The organism is Mycobacterium sp. (assembly GCF_052144515.1).
In the GTDB taxonomy this organism is placed as follows: Bacteria; Actinomycetota; Actinomycetes; order Mycobacteriales; family Mycobacteriaceae; genus Mycobacterium.
Genome location: NZ_JBKQQD010000366.1, coordinates 1 through 3,819, shown reverse-complemented (window position 1 = coordinate 3,819; position 3,819 = coordinate 1). Strand labels below are relative to the sequence as shown.

General features: G+C 66.2%; 5 protein-coding genes and 1 pseudogene. 5 read left to right on the top strand and 1 reads right to left on the bottom strand.

What is annotated here, in order from left to right; all coding sequences use genetic code 11:
• Positions 1 to 189: 189 nt before the first annotated feature.
• The 5 genes from ACLP9N_RS23670 (at position 190) to ACLP9N_RS23650 (ending at position 3,672) form a co-directional block, all read left to right on the top strand.
• On the top strand, positions 190 to 666 hold the full coding sequence (locus ACLP9N_RS23670) for a DUF1772 domain-containing protein (RefSeq protein WP_442409669.1): 477 nt from the start codon (positions 190 to 192) through the stop codon (positions 664 to 666).
• 56 nt (positions 667 to 722) lie between these two features.
• Positions 723 to 1,043, top strand: coding sequence for an NIPSNAP family protein (locus tag ACLP9N_RS23665; RefSeq protein WP_442409668.1), 321 nt, complete (start codon positions 723 to 725; stop codon positions 1,041 to 1,043).
• Positions 1,044 to 1,065: 22 nt separating this feature from the next.
• The gene (locus ACLP9N_RS23660; RefSeq protein WP_442409667.1) at positions 1,066 to 1,452 is read left to right on the top strand and encodes a DUF4267 domain-containing protein; all 387 of its coding nucleotides are present in this window, start codon (positions 1,066 to 1,068) and stop codon (positions 1,450 to 1,452) included.
• A 17-nt stretch (positions 1,453 to 1,469) separates the two neighbouring features.
• Positions 1,470 to 2,816, top strand: a complete 1,347-nt coding sequence (locus ACLP9N_RS23655; protein WP_442409666.1) for an FAD-binding oxidoreductase — start codon at positions 1,470 to 1,472, stop codon at positions 2,814 to 2,816.
• A 577-nt stretch (positions 2,817 to 3,393) separates the two neighbouring features.
• Complete coding sequence (locus ACLP9N_RS23650; protein WP_442409665.1) at positions 3,394 to 3,672, top strand: PPE domain-containing protein; 279 nt, start codon at positions 3,394 to 3,396, stop codon at positions 3,670 to 3,672.
• Here ACLP9N_RS23650 and ACLP9N_RS23645 read toward each other — a convergent pair.
• A pseudogene (locus tag ACLP9N_RS23645) lies at positions 3,657 to 3,819 on the bottom strand (NADH-quinone oxidoreductase subunit NuoN); the annotation flags it as partial. The gene ACLP9N_RS23650 and the pseudogene ACLP9N_RS23645 overlap by 16 nt on opposite strands.

Genomic DNA, 3,819 nt, shown 5'->3' with positions numbered 1-3,819 from the left:
CTTCGGCCTCGGCCAACGTGCGGGCCGTTGTGATGATCAGCCGCCTGCGGGCGGCCCGGTCACGCTCACGGCGATCCTCGAATGCCATACCTCACGATATCACCGCTATAAGGACTAGCGCCGCTATTGACACGGAACAAACAGGGGGTTAGCATTGCTAGCAGTTACTACTGCTAGGGGAGTTACGACATGGTCTTGGACCTGCTCACCCGTGCCGCCGCACTGATCGCGGTGCTGGGTACCGCGGTGGTCTACGGCACCGATGTGTTTTGCGCGATCGTGCTGCGACCGGCTTTGGCGTTGGTCGACGACGGTGCCCTGGTCGCGGTGATGGGAAGCGTGCATCGATACGGAGACCGGAGAATGCCGGTGCCCGGGGTGCTCGGGGTTCTCGCCACCGCGACAACCGCGGTGCTGGCCGCGGTGGCCGCACACTGGGCGCAGGCGATCGCGGCGGGCGCCGCCCTGGTCCTGCTGTTGGTCTGGATTGTGCTCTACACACAGGTGAGCGCACCCATCAATCGACAACTGACAGCGGCCGCCGACGCCGGGCAGCCGTTACCGAATGGGCGTGTGCTGCAAGCAAAGTGGGACCGAATCATCGACGCTCGCGCCATGCTGCAAGGTCTGGCACTGGCCGCCCTATGCGTGGCACTGATGATCTGACGCGCCCACACCCATAAATCCACACCAGCCGACATCAATTGAAGGAGGACGGTTCGATGTTTCAACTCAGGATCTACACCCTGCGGTCACCCGAAGCTCTCCAGCGGTACGCCACGGTTCACTGGGCCCGCCACCTGGCAACCTTCACGACCTTCGGGGTCACCACCCACGGTGTGTGGACAGAACAAAGCGGCGGCGCGAACCGACTCGTCGCGCTGATCCGCTACCCACCGGGCGCCGACCCCGAACAACTCACGCGGCAGGCCATGACCAGCCCAGAATTCGCCGCCGACATGACCGGCTTCAATGCCGACGACGAGATCGTCGACGTTCAGTCGGTGCTGCTTGACCCGACATCATTCTCACCGATCCGCTGACAAAACCCCAGGAGTGTTCGACATGACCACCACGACCATCGCCTACACGCTCGCCGGCCTCATCGCCGCGGGCATCATCTTCATCGGCGCACGGTTTATTCTCGCGCCGCGCGTCGCGGCCGCCGGCTACGGGGTGCAACCAGACCTCAGCCAGCGATCCGCCGGCGCCTATTTAAGGGTCAAGGGCGTCCGCGACATCGCATCGGGGCTGTTCGTCTTCATTCTCATGGCCGCGGGTGCGACGCACCTGCTCGGCTGGGTAATACTGGCCGCCACGATCATTCCGCTCGCCGACGCGGCCATCGTGCTCGGCAACGGCGGCCCCAAGTCAAAGTCAATCGCCTGGGGAGTCCATGGGCTCACCGCCGCCGTCATGCTCATCACTTCGGCGCTCCTGCTCTATTCCTAGGAAAGGTAGTGAACGAGATGAGCGTAAAAGAGCTGCTGTCGCGGCCCGGCAGTTCGGCGTATCGCGCCGCGACCGCCCCACACAACTCCACCACGGCACAACAGCCGGCCGTGGTCGCCCACCCGCACAGTGCCGAGGAGGTTGCCCAGGCAGTGCGCTGGGCTGCTGATCGGAATCTGGGCGTGGCGGTGCAGGCCAGCGGGCACGGTGCCGGCGCGCCGATCGGACCCAACCAGGTGCTCGTCGACACCTCCGGCCTGAACGAAGTGTCGATTGACACGGCCGCTCGCATCGCCCACGCAGGCGCCGGGACGACGTGGTCCGCGCTCAACTCGACGGCCCAGCGGCACGGTTTGTTCGGGCTGGCCGGGTCCTCACCGACGGTGGCCATTGCCGGCTACACCTTCGGCGGCGGTGTGGGATGGCTGACCCGTCCCTACGGCATGGCCAGCTCCAGCCTGCTGGCCGTGGACTATGTCGACGGCAGCGGGCGGCCGCGGCGAGCCGCCGAAGATGCACCCGATCCGGTGGACCGCGAGGCGCTGTGGGCGTTTCGCGGCGGCGGCGGAGTCGGCATCGCCACCAGGCTCACACTCGAACTCGTTGCGCCCCAAACGCTGTGGGCGGGCTATCAATTGTGGGACATCACTGCGCTCAAGCCGGTCACCGAGGCGTGGTCGAGTGCCATGGGTGAAGTCGGCGACGCGTTGTCAACGAGCATCAGCGTCTTGCATACGCCGCCGGGTTCGCCGTTTCCCGCATCACTGCAGGGCGTTGCGATCGTGCATCTGGCGTTCGCCTCGCCCGCCGGCCCCGACGCTGCCGCCCCGCTCCTGAGGGCCCTGCGTGGCGCACCCTCGCCTGCGCTGGACAGCAGCTGGGCGCCGGCTGACGCGGCCCGGCTGGCTCAGATCCATCTCGATCCACCCGATCCGCTACCCGCGCTAGGCATCGGCCGCTGGCTCGGTTCGACAACGCCGCAGCTGGCCGGTGACGTTCTGAGCACGGCGGCCGGGCCCGACTCTGCGGTGGCGATGATCGAGTTACGCAATGTGGGCAACTCCGCTCCAGCGCGAGACGGGGCGATCACCACGGCGCCGGGTCCGTTCTTGCTGCACGCGGTGGGACTGGCCGCCGACCCTAGCTCGCGTGCGGCCACCGAGCAAGGGCTCACACGGGTGTACACCGCCGCGCAGCCCGCCGATGTGGGGTTGGCGGCCGCATCGTTCGCCGACGGCCGCGCCGAGGTTGTCGACGGACTCCAACCCGCCGCGCGACACCGGCTGGCTCAGATACGCGCAGCGGTCGACCCCGACCGGCGCATCGCCCCCTCACGCCTGCTGGCTGCCGACACCGTTGTGTGAGAATGGAATCGATGACGCCAGACCTCCCGAGACTCGGCTACGCAGTCGCGCCGTGCGCCGCGACGCACTGACCAATCGGGAGAAAATCCTGGCCGTGGCCGCCGAACTGATGGCCCAGCGTGGGCACAACGTGCCGCTGGCGCGAGATCGCCGAAGCCGCCGGCCCGCTACGCTGCCACCTGTACCCACCAATGAACGACTCTCGTTCGCCGTGGACCAATTCACGGGGTCCGGTCAGGCTGACTGCGTTCAGCGAATTTGCTTTACCGGGCGAATGCAGTGCGGATCCCTTGAATCTAGCTGGGATGTGCGACCGAAGGGATGAATGGCCAAGCCGTGCGGAATGGCGGGTTTGGAACTTCGACGCACAATGCTCTCAATGGGCTGCGGCAGGAGTTGGGCTACCTGCCAACGGCATTGGTGTCGAGCGGCCGCGCTTTCTGGCCAGAATGCGAACCGATTTCGCAAAACCCGGATTCTGCGGCGACGAATTCATACAGTCTGCTAGCAGTGAAGCGCCGGGGCGGTGCGTCCGGCCTTGGCAGAAGTTGTTTCGCGACCCAGCGGAAGGACGGCTATGAGCATCCTGACGGCTCCCCCGGAAATCACCTCTTTGTTGGTGGATTCGGGCGCCGGTTCGGGCCCGATGCTCTCGGCTGCGGGCGCCTGGGACGGATTGTCTGCTGAATTGAGTTCGGCGGCAGAGTCTTTCGCGGCGGTGACCTCCAACTTGGCGGGTCAGGCCTGGCAGGGTCGGTCGGCTGCGGCGATGGCCGCAGCGGCAGCGCCGTATTCGGCACCCGAATATTGGGCGCCAGCTGTAGCGCCTGCGCGGCCGACTCAGTGCAGCAACTGAGCGGCCTGATCGGCCAGGTTGAGCAGCGGTTGCGGGAAGATGCCCAAACCCACTGTGACGACGGCACATACCGCGATGGCGGCCTTACTCAAAATGCCGGGTGCCACGACGTGCGGGGTGTCGTCGGTTGCCTCGGTGAAGAACATC

Coding starts and splice junctions, on each gene's coding strand:
- ACLP9N_RS23670 (WP_442409669.1), top strand. CDS start 190: ATGGTCTTGGACCTGCTCACCCGTGCCGCCGCACTGATCGCGGTGCTG.
- ACLP9N_RS23665 (WP_442409668.1), top strand. CDS start 723: ATGTTTCAACTCAGGATCTACACCCTGCGGTCACCCGAAGCTCTCCAG.
- ACLP9N_RS23660 (WP_442409667.1), top strand. CDS start 1,066: ATGACCACCACGACCATCGCCTACACGCTCGCCGGCCTCATCGCCGCG.
- ACLP9N_RS23655 (WP_442409666.1), top strand. CDS start 1,470: ATGAGCGTAAAAGAGCTGCTGTCGCGGCCCGGCAGTTCGGCGTATCGC.
- ACLP9N_RS23650 (WP_442409665.1), top strand. CDS start 3,394: ATGAGCATCCTGACGGCTCCCCCGGAAATCACCTCTTTGTTGGTGGAT.